This is a genomic window from Corallococcus sp. EGB (assembly GCF_019968905.1).
Lineage (GTDB): Bacteria > Myxococcota > Myxococcia > Myxococcales > Myxococcaceae > Corallococcus.
This window is the reverse complement of the sequence record NZ_CP079946.1, coordinates 8,491,071-8,509,982: the sequence shown is the minus strand read 5'-3', so window position 1 is coordinate 8,509,982 and position 18,912 is coordinate 8,491,071. Positions and strand designations below refer to the sequence as shown.

Here is an 18,912-nt window from a genome sequence, read left to right as displayed (position 1 = left end):
CAGGAGGACGTCCCACACCATGCGCATTGCCCATCCCCGAACTTCCGCCGCGCTGCTGCTCGCGGGGCTGCTCGCCCTGTCGGGCTGCTCCAACGACCCCGGCCCGGAGCAACTGAAGAAGGCCGAGGATCGCTATCAGGAGCTGATCAACCAGAACCTCCCCTCGCAGGACCCCGCGTGGAGCGAGGTCGCCGCCCAGTTCGAGGCCGTCCCCAAGGAGTCCAAGGCGCGCCCGGAGGCCGAGAAGCGGCTGGCCGCGCTGAAGGCCGCCCAGGAGAAGCTCCCGCCGCGCCCCCTGGCCCGGCCCGGCGCGACGGGGCAGGGCGCCAGCGAAGTGGAGGCCAAGCGCGCCGCGTGCGAGTCGCTCGCGAAGAAGATGGGCGAGTCCCGCTCGGACGCGACGCGCAACCTGCTGCGCAAGGCGCTGGAGACCTGCCAGACGGACCTGGTCCAGCTGGAGGCCAACAGCCACCCGCCGGGCGAAGAGGTCCACCCGCCGGGCGAAGCCGCGCACTGAGGCCCTTCACGCCGCTCGCGCGGAGTTGAGAAGCCACCAGGGTCTGGGTATTGAACCGACGCATGCCCATGCCCCAAGCAGGTGACAAGGCCCCCGGCTTCTCGCTCCCCGACCAGAGCGGCGCCACCGTCTCCCTCTCGCAGTTCAAGGGACGGCACGTCGTCCTCTATTTCTACCCGAAGGACGCGACCCCCGGCTGCACCACGGAGGCGTGTGACTTCCGCGACGAGCACTCCGCGCTGGTGAAGGCCGGCGCGGTGGTGCTGGGCGTGTCGCCGGACAGCGTCGCCTCGCACCAGAAGTTCGCCACGAAGCAGGGGCTGCCGTTCTCGCTCCTGGCGGATCCGGATCACGCGCTCGCGGACGCGTATGGCGTGTGGGGCGAGAAGTCCCTCTATGGCCGCAAGTTCATGGGCCTCATCCGCGCGACCTTCCTCATCGGCCCGGACGGCAAGGTCGTCCGCGTGTGGCCCAAGGTGAAGGTGGCCGGCCACGTCGCGGAGGTCCTGTCCACGCTCCAGGGCGGCGGCGCGGACGCGGCCGAGGCTCCGAAGAAGGCTCCGGCGAAGGCTCCGAAGGCCGTGGTGAAGAAGGCCCCGGCGGCCGGCGCGAAGGCCGCGACTGTCAAGAAACCGGCGGCGAAGGGCGCGGCCCGGAAGGGCGCTCGCGCCTGACTCGGGGCGTGGGGGGCGGGCGCCGGTGCACTCCTGGCGGGACAGGGAGGCCGGGACCGTGTATGCCTGCGCCCGTGGCTGGCCCCTCTCTCCCCGGGCGGGGCTGGCCGTTCACCATGAAACCCTGCCGGCCTCCGGGCCGGACAGCGGGCGGCCGGCAGGGCCTGCCCCCGGGTGGATGCCCGGTGGTGGGCGAGGACGGCATGACCATTCCTCGGGGATGGCGGAGACGATGAACATGCGCGAGCGAGGCATTCAGCGGTGGATGGGAGCGGCGGCGCTGGCGGCGGGCGTGCTCCTGGGCACGGCCTGCGGCGGGCTGCCGGAGACGGGCGGCAAGCAGCCGGATGAGTCGCGGGGCAATGCCTTCGCGCAGCGTGGGGCGCAGCCGGAGGCCGTCTACAACGTGGCCGAGCAGCAGGGGCACGAGAACCCCGCGGACGCGCACCATGGCGACGTGGCCGCGAAGCTGACCCCGCACGTGCTGACGGTGGACCGGGGCTACAACTCCACCATCGGGAAGATCGGCTCCAGCATCGACCCGCGCACGCCGGCCAAGGAGGGCAAGTCCAACAACTCCAAGTGGGACGACGCGGGCGGCATGATGGCGCACCGCTACGGCGTGCTCGGCGGGGCGACCTACTCGCCCGCGGCGGAAGGTCTGGGCGGCTGGAACGTCTCCACGGCGAACGAGGGCACGCGCGGCTTCGAGGAGCCCTACGCCTACATCAGCACCCTGCCCATCTACCTGCGCAACCGCGAGTAGCGGGGAAGGTCCCAGGGAGCGCCCGCCGGCCAGCGTGCCAGCGGGCGTTCGTGCTCCGGTCCGCCACTCCCGGTGGGGCGCCGGGGTGGCCACTCCTTCTGTCGAGGCCCTCGCGGCTTCCGGAAGGAGCAGCCCATGCAATCCAAGAGGCTTCATCACTGGACGCTGGTGGCGGTGTGCGCCGCGACCGCCGCGCTGGTCGGCCCCGGCTGCAACCGTGGCAAGCCCTTGATGCCGCGCGCGGGGAGCCGCTATCAGGGCGTCGCCAACACGCAGCAGCCCGCGCCGCCCGGGACGGGGGGCTCCGGTACAACCGTCCTCACCGACGCGAAGGGCTCGCCGCTGAAGCCGCAGCCCGCTGGTGCCCAGGGCATGCAGAACCAGATTGGCGCGCCCGGCTTCACCACGCCCCAGGAGCCGGTGCCCGGAGACCGGGGCGGCGCCCTGCGCTTCGAGGGCCCCATGGGACAGGGCTCCGAGCTGGGCTCCAGGCACGCCACCCACTAACGCGACGCGAGCATGACCTCCGTGGGGTCCTTGCCGGTGAAGGCACTGGCGAGGCCCTCGGCCAGCGCGCGGTGCTGCGCGTCGCCCAGCGTGGCGAGCCGGTCCTCGGCGGGGTGCGCGAAGCGGGCGGCGAGCGCGTCCAGGCGCCGGTGCGCTTCGGTGATGCGCTCGCGCGGGACGCGGCCGGACTCCACCGCCTTCACCAGGGCTTCGATGGCGGTGCGCTGCACATCCGCCTTGTGGCACACGAGGAACAGGTCCACGCCCGCGAGCGTGCCCTGCACCGCGGCCTCCGCCACCGAGTAGTGGTCCGCGATGGCCTTCATCTCCAGGTCATCGCTGACGAGCACGCCGTCGAAGCCCAGCTCCTTGCGGAGCAGGTCGTGCAGCGCGCGGTGGCTCATGGTCGCGGGGACGCCCTGCTCCAGCGCGTCGAACAGCACATGCGCCGTCATCAGCGACGCGAGCCCCGCCTTCGCGAAGGCCTGGAACGGCACCAGCTCCACGCGGCGCAGGCGCTCCAGGTCGTGCGGGAGCTTCGGCAGGGTGAGGTGGCTGTCCGTCGTCGTGTCGCCATGGCCGGGGAAGTGCTTTCCGCAGGACGCCACGCCGCCGGCCTCCAGTCCCTTCGCGAGCGCCACGCCCAGCCGGCCCACCTCCACCGGGTCGCGGCTGAAGCTGCGGTCGCCAATCACCGGGTTGGCCGGGTTGGTGTCCACGTCGAGCACGGGCGCGAAGTCCCAGTCGAAGCCCACGGCGCGCAGCTCGTGTGCGAGCAGGCGGCCCACGCGCTCGGCCAGGGCTTCGTCGCCGCGCTGTCCCAGCTCACGCATGGGCGGCAGGGACGTGTAGGGCTCACCGCGCAGGCGCGCGACCCGGCCGCCCTCCTGATCCACGGAGAGGATGAAGGGCCGGCCCGCGCGAGTCTTGATGTCACGGCACAGCGCCGCGGTCTCCGCCGCGGTGCCCACGTTGCGCTTGAAGAGGATGGCGCCGTAGATGCCTTCATCCATCAACGCCGCGAGGTCGGCGTCGATGCGGGTGCCAGGAAAGCCCACCATGAAGAGGCGGGCGCAGTCGCGATAGAGGGCGGAAGCAGGGCTCACGGCCGCGCAGTCTGGCAGACCCCGCCGCCCCTGGGGCACTGCGCGCGAACCCCGAGCGTCGTCTGCCTGTCAGGGCGCGGAGCGGGCCGGCCCCGAAGCTTCCAGGTTGGGGCCTCCCCGCCAGCGGCGCCCCGTGCGAACCTGTCCGACAGTCGGACAGGTTTTGCAGAAGCGCCTCCCGGGGCGGGGCTACTTCCGGAGCAGGGTGCCCTCGAAGAAGAACGCCAGGCACGCGGCCAGGATGAGCCACGTCCACAGCGGCACGGCGGGCTTGTCCGCGTCCCCCGTGGAGGCCTTCACCGTGTCCTCGCCGAAGTAGGCCGTCAGCGTGTCCTGGGGCACGCGCGTCAAATCACTCTCCGCCGGGTCCAGCGTGGCTGCGAAGTCCAGCGCGGCCACGGGCTTGCCATCCGCGCCCAGCACCGAGTGCACACCGGGCTCCACCGTGGGCCCCGCCACGAACGAGCCGTCCGGCTGGGCCTTCAGCGGCACGTCGCTGCCGTCCGGCGCGCGCACACCCGTCACCTTCTGCGTGCCCTCCGGATGCAGCGTCACGGACTCACCCACGCGCACGCGCACCTCCTCGCGCTCCTCCAGGGAGCCCGTGAGGTACGCGGCGAAGCGCTGCATGAGCGGCAGGAAGCTGGTCCGGATGGCGAAGTCGCTCCAGTCGCGGTCCACCGTGCTGGTGAACAGCGCCACGCGCCCCTTGCCCCGCCGAGCCACCGCCACCGCCGGAGCGCCGTCCTCGTACGTGGCCAGCACCTGACTGGTGCCTGGTGCGGACGGGCTGTCCGCCTCCAGCAGCATGTACTTGTAGAAGCGCGCCCCGATGAGCCCCTCCTCCGCGCGGCCCGTGAAGGGCGCGAACAGCGGATGGTCCACCTTCACCTGCGCCAGCTTCGCCGTCTTCGTCTCCGCGTCCGGGTCCTCGCGCTCCGCGCTGGTGCGCACCAGGCGCAACGGGCGCGGCAGGAGCGCGCCCAGCCGCTGGTTGTACGCCTCCGGGTTCACGTGGTCGCCCACGCTCACGAAGAGGCCGCCGCCGTTCTCCACGAAGGTCGTGAGCTTCTGCGCTTCTTCCTCCGAAGGCGCCGTCGTGTTGAGCAGCAGCACCAGGTCGTACGCGCTGAAGTCCTCGCGCAGCCCCACCTCCGCGTCGCGCACCGCCACCTCCACCGGTGAGCCCGGTGAAGTCAGCGCCGCGTCCACGAAGAAGGCCTCGTCCCGGTAGCGCGTCGCATGCGGCGAGCCGTTCACCACCAGCGCCTTCAATCCGCGCGGCACCGGCAGCACGAAGGCCCGCCGGTCATCCTCCGCCAGCGCGTCCGGCGCGAGCGTCACCTGGCCCACCACCGTGCCGCCCTGCGGGAAGCGCACCGTCAGCGTCTTCTGCGTCGTGCCGCCCGCGGGCACGTCCACGAAGCCCTTGGCCAGCGTGGACTCGCCCACGCGCACGGCGGCCTCCAGGTCCTTCGCCGGCTTCGTGCCGAAGTTGCGCACCGTGAAGGTGAACTGGTACGCGCGCGGCCCCGCCTGCAGCGCGGGCTCCACCCGCAGGTCCACCAGCGCGTGGTTGTCCAGCGACTCGCGCCCGGACGCCACGTCGCGCAGCACGACCTCCGGCTTCACCATGGCGCCCGTGGGCCCCTTCACCGTGGGCGGCGGCGCCTCCAGCCGGAAGCCCGAGGCCGTCATGTCGGAGACCACCACCAGGCGCTTGCCCGGCATCGGGTTCTCCTCCAGCGAGCGCGCGGCCATGTCCAGGCAGCGCGACAGGTCCGCCGTGCCATAGGTGGGCTTCGCCTCGTCCACCAGCGAGCGCAGGCGGGCGCGGTCGAAGCCCGGCGGCGGTGGCGCTTCCGGCGACGTCGTGCACACCATCACCGTCGCGGGCTCCTCCGGCAGCAGGTCCTTGAGCGCGTCGCGCGCCTCGTCGCGGCCCTTCTCGAAGTTGGACGTGCCGTCCGACCAGCGCATGGACAGCGACGCGTCCAGGATGACCGCCGTGGCCGCGGGCCCGCGCGTCACCGTGGCCGCCTGCGCGTCACGGGTGAGCTCCGGCCGCGCCAGTGCCACCGGAATGGCCAGCAGGATGAGCGTGCGCAGCGCGTACAGGAGCAGCCGCTTCAGCTTGAGCCGGCTCGCCGTGCGCTTCTGGCTGCGCAGCACGAACGCGAGCGGCCCGAACGGATGCGCCCGGGGCCGGCGCCGGTCGAACAGGTGCACCAGCACGGGGATGAGCGCACCCAGCGCGCCCAACAGGAACCACGGGTTGCCGAACGTCACCTTCGCCTCCCGCGACGCCCCAGGAAGCGCAGCAGCACTTCATCCAGCCGCTCGTCCGTGCGCACCAGCTCGTAGTCCACGTCGGCCTCGGCGCAACGGGCCTTCACGTCCGCGAGGAACGCGCCGAACTCCTCCAGGTAGCTCTGCTTGATCTCGCGCGGGTTCACCTCGATGCGGCCCTCGCCCTCCATGTCCAGGAAGAGGGTGGGGTCGTCGAAGGGGAACGTCAGCTCCGCCGGATCCACCAGGTGGAACACCGCCACGTCGTTCTTGCGCTGCCGCAGGGCCAGGATGCGCTTGAGCGCCTCCTGCCGTTCATCCAGCAGGTCCGACAGCACGATGACCGTGGAGCGCCGGGGCAGCACCTCCGCCAGATGATCCGCCGCGCTGCCCAGGTCCGTGGGGCCCTTGGCTTGCGTGTGCTCCAGCGCGTCCAGCAGCACGTTGAGGTGGCCGGCGGAGGCGCGGGGCGGCACGTCCTTGAACGCGCCGCCCACCATCAGGGCCAGTCCCGCCGCATCCTGCTGGCGCACGAGCAGGTAGCTGAGCGCGCCCGCGAGCGTCTTGGCGACATCCAGCTTGGACAGCGCGCCGCTCTGGTAGCCCATGGACGCGGACGCATCCACGACCATCACCGAGCGCAGGTTCGTCTCATGCTCGAAGCGCTTGACGTAGTACTTGTCGAACTTGCCGTAGGCCTTCCAGTCCAGGTGGCGCAGCTCGTCGCCGGGGGCGTACTCCTTGTGCTCGGCGAACTCCACGCTCTGGCCCTGATGGGGGCTCTTGTGGAGGCCGGACAGCACGCCCTCCATCACGGCGCGGGCGCGCAGCTTCACGCCCTGGAGGCGGGACAATGTCTGGGCGTCGAGCAGCGCCATGGATGGAGAGCGCCTAGCCCTTCACCACCGTGAGGAGCTGATCAACGAGCTTCACGGACGTGATGCCATCGCTCTCCGCGGTGAAGTTGGGCAGCACGCGGTGGCGCAGCACGGGCCTCGCCAGCGCGCGCACGTCCTCCACCGTGGCCACGAAGCGGCCGTTGAGGATGGCGCGCGCCTTGGCCGCGAGCACCAGGTACTGGCTCGCGCGAGGCCCCGCGCCCCACGACACGTTCTTCGCCACGAAGTCCGGCACGCCCGCTTCCTTGGGACGCGTGTTGCGCACCAGCTCCACCGCGAAGCGCACCACGTGGTCCGGCACCGGCACGCGGCGCACCAGCTCCTGCAGGGCCAGGATGCGCTCGGGGGAGAGGATCTTCTCCAGCTTCGGCGGCGCGCCGGCGGTGGTGCTCTTGACGATCTGCACCTCCTCCTCGGCGGTGGGGTAGCCCACGTCCACCAGGAACATGAAGCGGTCCAGCTGCGCCTCGGGGAGGGGATAGGTGCCCTCCTGTTCAATGGGGTTCTGCGTCGCGAAGACGAGGAAGGGCAGCTCCAGCGGGTACGTGCGGCCGCCGGCGGTGACGCGGTACTCCTGCATGGCCTGGAGCAGCGCGGCCTGCGTCTTGGGCGGCGTGCGGTTCACCTCGTCCGCGAGGATGATGTTCGCGAACAGCGGGCCCTGCATGAAGCGGAAGGAGCGGCGGCCCGTCGTCTTGTCCTCCTCCAGGATGTCCGTGCCGGTGATGTCGGACGGCATCAGGTCCGGCGTGAACTGGATGCGGTTGAAGGACAGGTTGAGCACGTCCGCCAGGGTGGAGATGAGCAGCGTCTTCGCCAGGCCCGGCACGCCCACGAAGAGGCAGTGGCCGCGGCTGAAGAGCGAAATCAGCAGGTGCTCCACCACGTCCCGCTGGCCGACGACGCGCTTTTCAATCTGCTCGACGATGGCGCTGCGGGCCTGGGCAAGCTCCTCGACGGCGCGCAGGTCCTCGGGAGTGGCGTCGGACGGGGGGAGAGGGGCGGGGGCGGCGCTTTCCATGGAAGGGTTCTCTTAATCGGCGCGGCGGGGGCGGACCAACGGTTTCCGTCGCCCTGGGGCCCCGAGCGTGGGGTGCCAACCGTTCCAGACCGCCGGTATTCCGTGCCGGACACCCCCGTGACGCATACGGGCCGCATGCGGGTCCACCCGGCCCCGCGCCCGGCCCCCCGTCCGCCCCCCGGCCTGCTTCAGGCCCCCATGGGGAGGGGGGAATGCCGCACCGCGGACACACTGCTTACGTTCCCAAGGCACCTGCGATGGGGCAGGGCAGGCATGGGAGCACGGCATGCGTTCAGCACGGCGAGTCATCTGGGGCGGGTGGGCACTTCTGGGCGCGGGACTCTTCGGGCTGGCTGGCGCTGCATGCGGTGGTGCTCTGGCAGACGAAGCTGGGGATGTGACGGGCGGTGAGGAAGCCCCGGAGTCCGTGCCCCTCCCGGCCCCGGAGACGGCGGCTCCCTCGGCCGGGACCCAGGCGCCTACGCAGGCTCCCTCGGCGGAGGCGCCCCGGCCCGCGACCCCGGCGGCCAGCCTCTGGTCGCTCACGCAGGGCGGCCCGCAGGACGACACGGGCGCGAGCGTGGCCGTGGGGCGGGGCGGAGATGTGCTCTGGGTGACGTCCGGCACGCCGCGCTCGGACGAGGACCGCGAGCAGGTGGAGGGGGAGCGGTTGGTGCTGACGCTGTCCCGCTACTCGGCGGACGGCGCGAAGCGGTGGGCGAAGGAGTTCGAGCGCAACCGCCTGTCGGACCTGCGCGTGGCGGGCTCCACGGGAGCTGACGGCGCGGTGTTCCTGTCCGGCAACGCGTTCCTGTACTCGGCGGACTTCGGCCTGGGCGAGGCGCAGGACGGCTTCCTGGTGAAGTTCTCACAGGCGGGCGCTCCCGAGTGGCAGCGCCGCGTGGGCCAGAAGGTCTACGCGGTGGCGGCGGACGCGGCGGGCGGCGTGGTGGCGCTGGGCGAGGAGTGGACGCCGGAGGTCCACACGCCCCGGTTGGTGCGCTACGCGGCGGACGGCAAGGTGAGCTGGACGAAGACGTTCGACGGCGCGAAGGAGGGCACGCTGCTGTCGGCGGTGGCGCTGTCGGGGACGGGCACGTCGGTGGTGGCCGGGCGGCTGGTGGGGCCGGTGACGGTGGACGGGCGCACGTTCGACGCGCGGGGCACGGGGGGCTTCGTGGTGTTGGCGTTCGGCGCGGACGGGACGCTCGCGTGGGGCCGCGAGGTGCCGGGCGTGAACGGGCGCGTGGGCTCCGTGTCGGTGGGCGCGGACGGCACGGTCGCGGTGGCGGGTGAGGCCGTGGGCCTGCTGATGTGGAACGGCGTCGCGCTGGATGAGGGCGGCCCGTTCGTGCTGACGGCGGCGGCGGACGGTCAGGAGCGCTGGGTGAGGCAGCCCACGTGCGGCACGGCGTCCGTGGGTACGGTGGCGGCGGTGGAGCCCGCGGGCCCGGTGGCGGCGGCGTGCGGCAACACGCTCACCCGCTACGCGGCGGACGGCGCGCTGCTGGGCACGAAGACGCTGGCCCCCAAGGCGTGCCAGAGCAGCACCTGCTCGCTGGCGACGACGGCGCTGGTGGCGGCGCCGGGCTCCGGGCTGGTGGTGTCCGGCTGGCAGCGCGACGGCGCGGGCGACACGTGGAACCAGGATGCGTTCCTGCGCCTCGTGACGCCCTGAACCTGACGGAGCCGTGGGCCTACGCGGTCGCCAGGCCCACGGCGCGTACCGCGTCGTGCACGAGTCCGCGGACCCATGCGTGCATCCTTCGCCGGTGTCGTCGATGAGGTGGGGCGGGCGTCGACGGCTTCTCGGTCGGAGACCGCGTGTTCGGCTTCCCCGGAGGCATGTGTGAGGGAACGCTCGCCGAGTTCATCACGGTCGCGGCGACCCCCGTCGCCAGGGTTCCGCCAGGGCTCGACGACGTCGGGGCCGCGGCGGCCTCGGTGGTGGGGCTCGCGGCGCTCCAGGCCCTGCGTGACGTCGCGCGCGTCGCTCCTGGAGAGCGCATCCTCGTCAACGGCGCCACGGGCGGTGTGTGGCTCATGTTGATCCAACCCGCCCGGTCGCGTGGCGCGCACGTCACCGCCGTCACCTCCGCCGCCGGTCTGGCCACGGCGCGGCAGTACGGTGCCCCGGTGGTCCACGACTTCCGCGCCGGGCCGCTCTCGATGCTCGGCGAGCGGTTCGACGTCGTCTTCGACCTGAGCACGAAGCTGTCCTTCGTCGAGGCGCGTAACCTCCTCACGCCTCGCGGCAGGTACGTGGGGTTCGAGCCGTCCCCGCTGTCGCTCATGTCCTCCTCGCTGCTCGGCCCCTTCCGTCGTCAGAAGGAGCTGGTGCTCGTCACGAAGCCGTCCGCCCGGGAGCTCGCGGGGAAGCTCCAGGCCGGAGAGCTCCTCCCGCCACCCACGGAGGCGTTCGAGCGGTCCGAGCGCGGAGGCGTCTTCGGCAAGGTCGTCATCCGCGCAGCCCCTGCTCCCACGTCGCCGTGAAGGCCACGCCGCTCGTTCGGAGCTTCAGTCCCGGTCCGGCGCGCCCAGGGGGAAGAGGGGCCGGTACTGCCGCGCCTCTTCCACCGCGCGGGCGAAGGACGGACGCGCCAGCAGCCGCGAGCGGTAGGCGCGCAGTTGGGGATAGGACTCGGAGATGCGGTGCGTCCAGTCCGCGTAGAAGAGGGAGGGCGCGGCCGCGCAGTCCGCCAGCGTGAAGTCCTCGCCCGCGGCCCAGGTGCGTCCGGCCAGCTGTCCTTCGAGCCACCCATAGGCGCGCTCCAGCTTCTCCACGGCCATGGCCATGCCGTCCTTGCGCTTGGTGGCGTCCCCCGTCAGCGCGCCGTCCACGGCGTGCTGGGCCGCGTTCATGATGTACAGGTCGAAGAAGCGGTCGAGGAACCGCACGTCCAGCGCGGCCTTCGGAGCCGTCGGCAGCAGACGCACGGGCCCGGGGTGCATGAGCTGGAGGTACTCGATGATGATGCTCGTCTCGACGATGTCGCGCTCGCCATCCAGCAGCATGGGGAACTTGCGCAGCGGCCAGCGGCGCAACCATTCGGCCGAGTGCTGGGGCGTGTCTGGCCCGATACAGCGGAACTCGAAGGGCGTGCCGTTCTCATACAACGCGATGAGCACCTTCTGCGTGTACGAGGAAAAGGGATGACCGTAGAGCGCGAGCGACATCGTGGAACCTTTCCGTCCAACCACTTGTTGATTGCAAGTGGTTGAACCGTACCCAGACTGCTTGCATGCTGCAAGTGGTAACCCGAAAGGACGGGCATGACGCAGCAAGGGCGCTCCGGCTGTCCCATCAACCTGACGCTCGAACAGCTTGGCGACCGTTGGAGCCTGATCGTCATCCGCGACGTCATGTTCGGGAACCGGCGCACCTACGGCGAGCTGCTGGAGCAGAGCGAGGAGGGCATCGCGTCCAACATCCTCGCGGACCGGTTGAAGCGCCTGACCGCGTCCGGCCTGCTGGCGCGACGTCAGGATCCGAACCACCGGCAGAAGGGCATCTACAGCCTCACGGAGGCGTCCATCCAGCTGGTGCCCCTGCTTTCGCACATGGGGGCCTGGGGCCGCCGGCACACGCGCCCGAGCGAGGAGCTGTCCGTGCGCGCGGAGCTGCTGGAGCAGGGCGGCCCGCCACTCTGGGACGCGTTCATGGAGGAGCTGCGCCACCTGCACCTGAACGCGCCACGCCCGGCGCGCTCGGTGTTTCAGGAGTTGCAGGCCACCTATGAGAAGGCCATGGCGCGCAAGGCCCGTCGCGCTCGAGCCCAGGAGCGCTGACGGCCTGCACCCTTGGAGGCGATGGCATCCGTCCACGCAGCGCAGCACGTCCCTCGTGCTTTCAACGTTCTGCGAGAGCACGCGCCATCCGCTGCGCGCTCTCGGGGCCGGCGGGAGAATAGAAGAGGACTCGAAGAGCGCGTGCATCCGGCTCGATGTGCATCAGCGTCACGTGCGCGAGCTCGATGCGGCCGGTTCCGGGGAGGTCGACGACCTTCATGCCCTCGGGTTCGGCATGCAGGTCATGCTGCGTCCAGAGCCGGCGGAACTCGGGGCTCTTCGCCATCAGCTCGTCCGCAAGCTCCTGGAACTGCTCATGGGCACCCGCGCGCGCGGCTTCCGCGCGAAAGCGCGCAACGAGGTTTCGGGCGTGTGCCTCGCGCTCCACCGTGGCGAGCGGCGGTACCTTGCCGAGGAAGGTGTTCCGCAGGGCATTCGTGCCACGCTGATCACCCCAAAGCTTCAGCGCGGGCCCGTTCATTGCGACGACGTCCCAGCGCACGGTCGAGACAACCGCCGGATGACGATGCGCCTCGATCGTGTGTGCGAGCAGGGGGCTCACGATCGGCGGCGTTGCGGCAACCGGACGGGGCGAGCGACCTTGGGCAAGCTCGAACAGGTACGAACGTTCCGCCGCATCGAGGCGCAGCGCGCTCGAAAGTCGCTCGAGCATCGCCTCCGAAACCTGGATGTCGCGCCCCTGCTCGAGCCACGTGTACCAACTCACCCCCACGGCGGCGAGCTGCGCGACCTCCTCGCGCCGCAGCCCCGGCGTGCGCCGCCGCACGCCCTCGGGCAGCCCCACATCGGACGGCCGCAGCCGCGCCCGGCGCGTCCGGAGAAAGTGCCCCAGCTCGGAGCGCGGAGACGACAGGGGGGCGGCAGTCACGGGCCGCAGTCTAGCGCGACCCTGAGAGCGTCATCGTGCCAGGGATTGGAACGAACCAAGGCTTCTGGGCCAGCACCCAGGCAAGCGCAATCTGGGCCGGCGTGGCTCGCTTGTCGTCGCCAACGGCGTGCTGGCGTCCATCTTGCCGGTCAGAAAGTCCTTCCCAAGGGGGCTGTAGGGCATCAGCCCGATGCCCAGCTTTTCCAGAGTCGGAATGATTTCGGCCTCATGCTCTCGCGTCCAGAGCGAGCATTCGCTCTGCAACGCCCTCACGAAGCCCCGTCCAAGCTTGCGCTCCTGCATCATCATCCTCGCTGGTTATTGACCGCTCGAAGGCCTTCCAGCCGGCAACAGTCGACGTCAGCGAGCGTTCTTCGGCGCCCTGCCCAGGTTGCCCAGGAAATCGATCATCCAGCCTGGGTACTCGGCGGGCAGTGCGCTCACCTTGTCGAGCTCGGCGAGTTCGGCGGGGTCGAGCACGAAGTCGCTCGCCTTCAGGTTGTCCCTGAGCTGCTCCTCGTTCTTCGCGCCGACGATGATCGCGGAGACGTGGGGCCTCGCGAGCAGCCACGCAAGCGCGACGCATGCGACGCTCGCTCCCCTGGCGTCGCCAATCTTCCGCATCGCGTCGATGCAGTCGAAGGCGCGGTCCTTGTTGACGGGCGGGAAGTCGAAGCTGGCCCGGCGCGAGCCGTCAGGGCCTTTGCCGTCACGACCCTGCTTTCCGGACAGCAGGCCCCCGGAGAGCGGGCTCCACACCATGAGCCCCATCTGCGCGTCGTTCAGCAGAGGCACGAGCTCGCGTTCGAGATCGCGGGTGGCGATCGTGTAGTGGGCTTGCAATGACTCGAAGCGGGTCCAACCCTGGCGCGCCGCGATGCCATTGGCCTTGGCGAGCTGCCATGCCGCGAGATTCGAGCAGCCGACGTAACGCACCTTGCCTGAGCGGATCACGTCGTCGAGGGCGCGCAGGGTCTCGTCGAAGGGGGTCACCGGGTCGAAGCCGTGGATCTGGTAGAGGTCGACCCAGTCGGTCCCGAGGCGCTTCAGGCTGCCCTCGATGGAGCTCATGATGTGAGCGCGGGAGAGGCCCTGCTGGTTCGGGCCCGGGCCGACCTTGCCGCGCACCTTCGTGGCGAGCACGACATCCTTGCGGCGCGCGCCGAGGGCCTTGCCGAGGATCTTCTCGGACTCGCCCTCGGAGTAGACGTCAGCGGTGTCGAAGAAGTTGATGCCGCTCTCGAGCGAGATGGACACGAGCTGGTCGGCCTCGGCCTGGGCCGTCCTACCAATGGGCTCGTAGAAGCCCTTCCCGCCGAAGGTCATTGCTCCGAAACAGAGTTCCGAGACGTAAAGGCCCGTGCGGCCGAACAGCCGATAACGCATGCGAAGTGCTCCCTCACGCAGGCCACCGGATGCCCCGGTCGGCCCTGCTCACGGCGCTCATGATGCGACCGGCGTGAAGGGTTGCCAGAGGGAGACCTTATCCTGGGACTGTCACCACCAGGCTAAGCCGTCGCCGTGCCCAGCTTGAGGTCCTGGTTCAGCCCCGCGTCCTTGCGCACGCGCCAGATGTACTGGTCCAGGAAGTAGTGGTGCAGCGCGAAGCCCCAGATGAAGCCTTCCATCAGGTCGCGCAGCGTGAGCCCCGCGCCGCCCAGCGCCACCTTCGCGTCGAACGCGCCGCAGCCCGGGTGCACGCCCATGCCGCAGCCCAATGCCCGGTACGCCAGCGTGAAGGCGAGCCCGCAGAGGGCGTAGACGATGAAGCGCTGGCTCACCTTCGGTGCCCACCCGAACGCGGATGGGTCCACGCCTTGCGCGTGGTAGCGGTTGCGGTGAAAGAACCAGACGATGCCGTGGTACTGCACGTTGTGGAACGCCGTCACCGCCACGGTGAACATCAGGAAGTCCATCCGCCGCGACACCGACGGCCAGAACACCAGCGACGTCAGCCCCAGCGCCGCGCCGAGCATCAGCAGCTTCGGCCCGTTCACCCCCAGCCTCCGGCGCCACCGCCACACCTGCCGGGCCGCCAGCACCCCCACCACCGCGAGCACCAGCGCGAAGCACGCGTGCGCCACGCCGGCCTCCCAGGTGGGCTCCGCCATCAGTCCCAACCGGCGCCGGGCCCCCGGATGTGTCAGCGCGAACGCCACGAACGGCGCCAGCAGCCCCACGTACAGGGTCACGCTGTCCAGCCGCCGGTCCCACGCGTCCTGCTCCCCGGCCTTGCGCTGGTAGAGCACCATGATGCCGTAGTGCTGCCGCACCACGTGCCAGTACGCCCACAGCGCCGCCAGCGTCACGAACACCGCGAACGGCCAGCGCTGCCCGGCCAGCACCGACACCGCGAACACCGTCGGCCCCGCCGCGAACCAGCCCAGGCTGCCCCAGAGCAGCCGCGCCCGCGTCCTCCGCTCACGGGCGTCCAGGTACGTGCGCGACACCGTCGCGAAGAGGTGCGGCCCGTCCAGGAGCAACACCCACGCCCACCACAGCGGCGGCCCGCTCACGCCGCCCAGCACGTGCAGCGCCATCAGCGCCAGGCTCGCGCCCAGGCCCCCGACCGTGGAGCGCAGGTCGTGCCGCCGGTCCACCAACCACCGCGCATGCAGCGGAACCGGAGCGACATGGGGGACCGCGTTCATCGGAGGACTCCCGTCCGGGAAACCCGGACTGCTTCCTTGGAGCAGCGAAGGTCCAGGATAGCGGGGACATACAGGTAAGTCAGACGCGCACCTGGAGGTCTCGAACGAGCACCTGCCGGACGGGCAGGGGGGCAGAACCTACTTGAGGGAATGGCCCCCGGACGCGACAGTGCCGAACCATGGATCAAGGTCGGCGTACCTCGGACCGCAAGTCGGTCGGTCTGTTGGTGAAGCTCAAGCATGAGTCCGTGGGGAGCTTCACCGAGGAGTTCGCCACCAACATCAGCCCTGGGGGCATGTTCATCCGCTCGCGCACGCCGCAGGCGGTGGGCACGCCCGTGCGCTTCGAGGTGCAGATCGCCAACGGCGTGCGCGTGCTCCAGGGCACCGCGACGGTGCGCTGGGTGCGCGAGCTGAACGACCCCGCGGGACCTCCGGGCATGGGGTTGCAGTTCCAGGAGCTGGACACCGCGAGCCGCGCGCTCGTGGACATGATGCTCCAGCGCAAGGCGGGCGGAGCCGCGCCGGTCGCCGCGCCGCTGCCTTCCATCGCGCCGGTCGTGGCGCCGGGCATCGCGCCGTTGGCCGCGCCGGGCATCGCGCCCGTGCGTCCGCCCGTGGCCGCGCCGGTCCCTGTCGCTGCCGCGCCCCGGCCCGCCGCCGTCCCCGCGCGTCCCGCCGCTGTCGCGCCGCCTGCCGCGCCCGCGCGTCCCGCCTCGGGTGGGGCCGCGCTCGACTCCCTGTTCGACGACCTGGATGCACCGTCCAGCCCCGCGCTCGCGGTGGACGAGCCGCTGTCCCTGGGCGGCGCGGATGAGCCGTTCTCGCTGGGGACTCCGGACGAGGCGCTGGGCCTGGCGGAGGCGGACTCCGCCAACGACGTGGACATCCCGCTGGACGAGCTCATCGCGGGCACGCCTCCGCCCGCCGTGCAGGGCGTGCTGTCGGGCGATGATGAACCGCTGCCCGGGCTCGACTTCGAGCTCGAGCCTCCGAGCGTGGACGCGCCCATCGCCATGGGCCAGGCGCTGGAAGAGGTGCCCATCGAAGTGGGCCTCTCCGTCGAGGACAGCGCGGCTTCGGGCGCGGGCGACGCGGGTGGGTTCGAGCTGGATTTCTCGGATGCCTTCGAGTCCGCGCCGCCACCTCGCGCCGCGCCGGTGCCTCCGGCGCCCGTGCAGCGCGCGGCCCCTCCGCCCCCTCCGCCCGCGGTGAAGCCGCCCGCGCCGCCGGCCCCCGCTCCGTCCTCCGGCGGCAGCACCGAGTTCGACTTCGACCTGTCGTCACTGGACGACAACCCGCTGGAGCTGGCGCACGAGCCCAAGTCGTCGGGCCGTCAGCGTCCGCCGCTGGGGCGTGAGCCGGCGTCCTCGCCCGGCCGTGCCGCCGCGCCGGGACTGGGCCGCGAGCCCGGGTCCGCAGCGGGCCGTGCGCCGGGACTGGGGCGTGAGCCCGGGTCCGCAGCGGGCCGTGCGCCGGGACTGGGGCGTGAGCCCGGCTCCGCCGCGGGCCGTGCCGCGCCTGGATTGGGACTGGAGCCCGGATCCGCGGGCCGTGCCGCGCCAGGCCTGGGGCTTGAGCCGCGCTCCTCCGCCGGTCGCCCGGCCGCGCCGGGTCTCGGACTGGAGCCCGGATCCGCGGGCCGTGCTGCTGTGCCGGGCCTGGGCCGTGAGCCCGGATCCGTGGCGGGGCGTCCTGCCGCGCGTGCTCCCGGTGAGCTGCCGTTGGAGCCCGGCTCCTTCGCCAATCGTCCCGCGGCGCCTGGCCCCACGGCGGGCCGCGCGCCCGACCTCGCCCTGGAGCCGGCATCGTCCTGGGGCCGCGCGGTGCCGCCCGCGCCGCCGCAGCCGCCCGCGCCGCCGCGCTCCTCCGGTGGCAGCACTGAGTTCGACCTGGACCTGTCCGTGGACGACGACGGGCCGCTGGAGCTGGCGCGCGAGCCCGTGTCCTCCCCGGGGCGTCCCCGGCCCGTGGCCCCGCCGCCGCAGCCGAGCGCGCTGCCTCCCTCCGTGCGCCAGGCCCCGTCCGCGCCCGCCGCGCCGAGCGCCCCCGCGATGCTCGCGCCCGCCGCCGCGCCGGTGCCCGCCGCGCCGGCCCCCCTGGATGCCAACGGCCAGGTGCGGCCCATCTACCTCACGCCGCCACAGCAGCCGCTGTCCGGCACGGGGCCGGTCATCGGCATCGACCTGGGCACCACGAACTCCTGCGTGGCGCTCCTGACCAACGGCCGGCCCGTCGTGCTCCGCTCGCGCGAGGGCTACAACACCATCCCGTCCGTCATCTCGCTGAGCGCGCAGAACAAGCTGCTCGTCAGCCACCGCGCGAAGAACCAGCTGGTCCTGCGGCCCACGCAGACCATCTACGGCGCGAAGCGCCTGGTGGGCCGTCCCTACGACAGCGCCGTGGTGAAGCAGGTGCGCGAGCGCTTCCACTACGAAATCACCCCCGACGCCGCGGGCCGCGCCGCCGTGCGCCTGGGCAACGACGTGCTGTCGCTGGAAGAGGTGCAGGGCATCATCCTGCGCGAGTGCAAGGAGATGGCCGAATCCCACCTCAACCAGAAGGTGGAGCGCGCCGTGGTGACGGTGCCGGCCTACTACTCCGAGCCCCAGCGTGAAGCGGTCCGCAAGGCGGGCGCGATGGCCGGCCTCAAGGTGGAGCGCATCCTCAACGAGCCCACGTCCGCGGCGCTCGCATACGGCCTCAACCGCGAGCTCAACAAGAAGGTGCTCGTCTACGACCTGGGCGGCGGTACCTTCGACGCGACCATCCTGCGCATCGAGAAGAACGTCTTCGAGGTGCTGGGCACCGGCGGCGACATCTTCCTGGGCGGTATCGACTTCGACAACCTCATCGTCGACTTCCTGCTGGAGCGCTTCCAGGAGAAGGAAGGCATCGCGTTCAACGGGGACGGCATCGCGCTGTCGCGCGTGGGCGACGCCGCCGAGCGCGCGAAGATGGCGCTGTCCGAGCGCAGCACCTTCGAGGTCCACATCCCCATGCTGATGATGGACGACGCGGGCCGCCCGAGGGACCTGCGCGTGACGATGACGCGGCAGGAGCTGGAGAAGATCTGCGACCCGCTGCTCAACCGCACCGTCGACGTGGTGCGCGACGTGCTGCTGGACTCCAAGCTGAAGGCCTCGGAGGTGGACGACATCATCCTGGTGGGCGGCATGAGCCGCATGCCGCTGGTGCGCGACAAGCTCAAGGGGCTGTTCGGCAAGAACGCGCAGGCGAGCGTCAACGCGGACGAGGCCGTGGCGCTGGGCGCGGCGCTGTACTCGGGCTCGGTGGACAAGGTGAGCAGCGTGGTGCTCATCGACGTGTTGCCCATGACCATCGGCGTGGCCATGCCCGGCGGCGGCTTCAAGCGCGTCATCGAGCGCAACAGCCCGCTGCCCACGCAGCGCTCGTTCGCCATCAGCACGTCGCAGGACAACGAAGAGCGGATGGAGCTGTCCATCTTCCAGGGCGAGGACAACCACATCTCCGCCAACGAATACCTGGGCACGGTGCGCATGGAGGGCCTGCCGCGCGGGCCCAAGGGCTCCGTGCGCGTGGCCGTGACGCTGAAGCTCGACTCCGAATGCGTGCTGCACGTGGAGGCGCGTGAGTATTCGACGCGCAAGGAAGTGAAGGCGACGCTCGCCACGCGCTACTCGCCGGAGGAGCTCCAGAAGCAGCTCCAGGTCAGCAAGGAGGCGGTGAACGCCGCCGAGGAGCGCCGGGGCGCGGACCTCAAGGACCGCGCGGGCCGCTTCTGGGGCTTCGTGAAGAAGGCCCTGGGCCGCAAGTAGACTG

General features: G+C 71.4%; 16 protein-coding genes and 1 pseudogene. 8 read left to right on the top strand and 9 right to left on the bottom strand.

What is annotated here, in order from left to right:
* Nucleotides 1-19 precede the first annotated feature (19 nt).
* The 4 genes from KYK13_RS34660 (at nucleotide 20) to KYK13_RS34645 (ending at nucleotide 2,464) form a co-directional block, all read left to right on the top strand.
* A complete protein-coding gene (locus tag KYK13_RS34660; RefSeq protein ID WP_223638672.1) occupies nucleotides 20-517 on the top strand; it encodes a hypothetical protein in 498 nt (165 codons plus the stop codon).
* Nucleotides 518-579: 62 nt separating this feature from the next.
* Complete coding sequence (gene bcp, locus KYK13_RS34655; protein ID WP_223638671.1) at nucleotides 580-1,191, top strand: thioredoxin-dependent thiol peroxidase; 612 nt, start codon at nucleotides 580-582, stop codon at nucleotides 1,189-1,191.
* Nucleotides 1,192-1,429: 238 nt separating this feature from the next.
* Nucleotides 1,430-1,957: a hypothetical protein gene (locus KYK13_RS34650; protein WP_223638669.1), complete on the top strand. Its 528-nt coding sequence runs from the start codon at nucleotides 1,430-1,432 to the stop codon at nucleotides 1,955-1,957.
* Between the two features lie 135 nt (nucleotides 1,958-2,092).
* Nucleotides 2,093-2,464 carry a hypothetical protein gene (locus KYK13_RS34645; protein ID WP_223638667.1) on the top strand — a complete coding sequence of 124 codons (372 nt, stop codon included), beginning with the start codon at nucleotides 2,093-2,095 and terminating at the stop codon, nucleotides 2,462-2,464.
* Here KYK13_RS34645 and nagZ read toward each other — a convergent pair.
* The 4 genes from nagZ to KYK13_RS34625 form a co-directional block, all read right to left on the bottom strand.
* Entirely contained in the window at nucleotides 2,461-3,525 is a 1,065-nt protein-coding gene (gene nagZ, locus KYK13_RS34640; RefSeq protein ID WP_370645460.1) for a beta-N-acetylhexosaminidase, read from the bottom strand. The two genes, KYK13_RS34645 and nagZ, sit on opposite strands and share 4 nt — an antisense overlap.
* Before the next feature lie 234 nt (nucleotides 3,526-3,759).
* Nucleotides 3,760-5,859 (bottom strand): BatA domain-containing protein, encoded by a 2,100-nt coding sequence (locus KYK13_RS34635; protein WP_223638663.1) that lies wholly within the window; start codon nucleotides 5,857-5,859, stop codon nucleotides 3,760-3,762.
* The gene (locus KYK13_RS34630) at nucleotides 5,856-6,737 is read right to left on the bottom strand and encodes a DUF58 domain-containing protein (RefSeq protein ID WP_223638660.1); all 882 of its coding nucleotides are present in this window, start codon (nucleotides 6,735-6,737) and stop codon (nucleotides 5,856-5,858) included. Before KYK13_RS34630 ends, KYK13_RS34635 begins: the two co-directional genes overlap by 4 nt.
* Nucleotides 6,738-6,750: 13 nt before the next feature.
* Nucleotides 6,751-7,779 carry a MoxR family ATPase gene (locus KYK13_RS34625; RefSeq protein WP_223638657.1) on the bottom strand — a complete coding sequence of 343 codons (1,029 nt, stop codon included), beginning with the start codon at nucleotides 7,777-7,779 and terminating at the stop codon, nucleotides 6,751-6,753.
* Between the two features lie 427 nt (nucleotides 7,780-8,206).
* On the opposite strand from KYK13_RS34625, the gene KYK13_RS38960 reads away from it, so the two are divergent.
* Both KYK13_RS38960 and KYK13_RS34615 read left to right on the top strand, forming a co-directional pair.
* Nucleotides 8,207-9,457 (top strand): hypothetical protein, encoded by a 1,251-nt coding sequence (locus KYK13_RS38960; protein ID WP_255654094.1) that lies wholly within the window; start codon nucleotides 8,207-8,209, stop codon nucleotides 9,455-9,457.
* Between the two features lie 167 nt (nucleotides 9,458-9,624).
* Entirely contained in the window at nucleotides 9,625-10,272 is a 648-nt protein-coding gene (locus KYK13_RS34615; RefSeq protein ID WP_223638654.1) for a hypothetical protein, read from the top strand.
* A gap of 24 nt (nucleotides 10,273-10,296) precedes the next feature.
* Here the strand turns inward: KYK13_RS34615 and KYK13_RS34610 are convergent, their stop codons facing one another.
* The gene (locus KYK13_RS34610; RefSeq protein ID WP_223638651.1) at nucleotides 10,297-10,956 is read right to left on the bottom strand and encodes a glutathione S-transferase family protein; all 660 of its coding nucleotides are present in this window, start codon (nucleotides 10,954-10,956) and stop codon (nucleotides 10,297-10,299) included.
* Nucleotides 10,957-11,052: 96 nt separating this feature from the next.
* Here KYK13_RS34610 and KYK13_RS34605 point away from each other — a divergent pair, with 96 nt between their 5' ends.
* Entirely contained in the window at nucleotides 11,053-11,568 is a 516-nt protein-coding gene (locus KYK13_RS34605; protein WP_223638648.1) for a helix-turn-helix domain-containing protein, read from the top strand.
* A gap of 61 nt (nucleotides 11,569-11,629) precedes the next feature.
* Here the strand turns inward: KYK13_RS34605 and KYK13_RS34600 are convergent, their stop codons facing one another.
* The 4 genes and pseudogenes from KYK13_RS34600 to KYK13_RS34585 form a co-directional block, all read right to left on the bottom strand.
* Complete coding sequence (locus KYK13_RS34600) at nucleotides 11,630-12,457, bottom strand: helix-turn-helix transcriptional regulator (protein WP_223638645.1); 828 nt, start codon at nucleotides 12,455-12,457, stop codon at nucleotides 11,630-11,632.
* A 25-nt stretch (nucleotides 12,458-12,482) separates the two neighbouring features.
* Nucleotides 12,483-12,730 (bottom strand): annotated as a pseudogene (locus KYK13_RS34595) (aldo/keto reductase); the annotation flags it as partial.
* Nucleotides 12,731-12,817: 87 nt separating this feature from the next.
* Nucleotides 12,818-13,843, bottom strand: a complete 1,026-nt coding sequence (locus KYK13_RS34590; protein WP_223638642.1) for an aldo/keto reductase — start codon at nucleotides 13,841-13,843, stop codon at nucleotides 12,818-12,820.
* A 122-nt stretch (nucleotides 13,844-13,965) separates the two neighbouring features.
* Nucleotides 13,966-15,108 (bottom strand): hypothetical protein, encoded by a 1,143-nt coding sequence (locus tag KYK13_RS34585; RefSeq protein WP_223638641.1) that lies wholly within the window; start codon nucleotides 15,106-15,108, stop codon nucleotides 13,966-13,968.
* A 179-nt stretch (nucleotides 15,109-15,287) separates the two neighbouring features.
* On the opposite strand from KYK13_RS34585, the gene KYK13_RS34580 reads away from it, so the two are divergent.
* On the top strand, nucleotides 15,288-18,908 hold the full coding sequence (locus tag KYK13_RS34580) for a TIGR02266 family protein (RefSeq protein WP_223638637.1): 3,621 nt from the start codon (nucleotides 15,288-15,290) through the stop codon (nucleotides 18,906-18,908).
* Nucleotides 18,909-18,912 lie beyond the last annotated feature (4 nt).